Here is a 1,314-nt window from a genome sequence, read left to right on the forward strand (position 1 = left end):
GATCGTCTGCTGCTGCGGATAGTCAGCCTCGGTGGCGTTGAACGTCACCAGCAGTTGCTCGCGTTCCGCGTCGGGCAAGATCGACAGGCGATACAGCGCCGCCTGTGGCGTCTGTTCCAGTGCCTGCACCAGCGTCTGTAGCGCTGCGTGCATATAAGCGCAGACCCGTTGGGCGCCGATCTGCTGCGCGACCAGCACCGTCAGGTTGAAACCGCTACCCAGGTCATCGACGTTCAAGGTCAGCGGATAATTGGTGCGGTCTTCCCCGTCCAGGACGTGGATGCCACGCCATGCTTGCAGTGCCTGCGCCGACGCCTCGCCCGTAGCGCGGTGCCGATAGTTAAGCAAGGCGCTGAACAGCGGCAGCGGCGCCGCCACGCCACTGCAACGCTGGGCCAGCGCGAGCGAGGCATGTTCGTGCCCGAGCAAGGCCGTCAGTTGCCCATGGACCGCCTTGACGCCCGCCTTGACGCCTTGGTCGCCCAGGCTCACGCGCAGCGGCAGGGTATTGATGAACATCCCCAGTGCGCGGTCAGCGCCCTCGCCCGCCTGCATCCGGCCCATCAGGACCGTACCGAACACCACCTCCTGCTTGCCGGACACCTTGGCCAGCACTTGCGCCCACGCCAGATGCACCAGGCTGGCGGCACTCACCCCCAGTTGACGGGCCTGGGCCCGCAGGCGCTGGTCCAGGCCGGCATCCACCGCCTGGCTGGTCTCTTCGATATCGCGTCCGCCGCTCTGCACATCCTGCAGGTTGAAGGGCAGCGTCGGCTCGTCGATATCGCCGAGCATGTCGTGAAAGAACGCCTCATGCTCTTCGCGACTCACGCCCAAGCGGGCCTGGGCCACGTAATTTCGATAAGGCACCGCTTCGGCCAGTTGCCCGGCTTCACCCAGCAGGTGCGCTTGCATCTCGTGTTGCACCACGTCCATCGCCGTGTGGTCCAGGGCGATGTGATGGAACAACAGTGTCGCGACCAGGCGATCGTTGGCCTCGTCCCTTGCATAAGCCAAGCGCATCAGCGGCGCCTGGGCGACATCGATACGGTGATGGCGCGGGTCGAAACGCTGACGCAGTTGCCCAACGGTATCACCCGCGGCCGGGTCGAGATCGAGTGCTTCGAGGTGCAGCCTGGCTTCGCGCCAGACCACTTGCATAGGCTCGTCAAAACCGTCCCACACAATGCTGGTGCGCAAGATGTCGTGGCGATCAATGACCACCTGCAATGCCTCGACGAACCCGTCGAGACGTTCCTGGCTGTCGAAGGCAAACTGCGATTGAAGCAGATACGGGTCGCCCTGCTCGGCAGC

General features: G+C 64.5%; 1 protein-coding gene. It reads right to left on the reverse strand.

Going from position 1 to position 1,314, the window contains the following annotated elements:
- A partial coding sequence (locus AC09SL_RS29425) for a condensation domain-containing protein (RefSeq protein WP_479571998.1) occupies positions 1 to 1,314 on the reverse strand: 1,314 nt, incomplete at both ends.

The sequence above is a fragment of the Pseudomonas sp. PF05 genome (assembly GCF_056521845.1).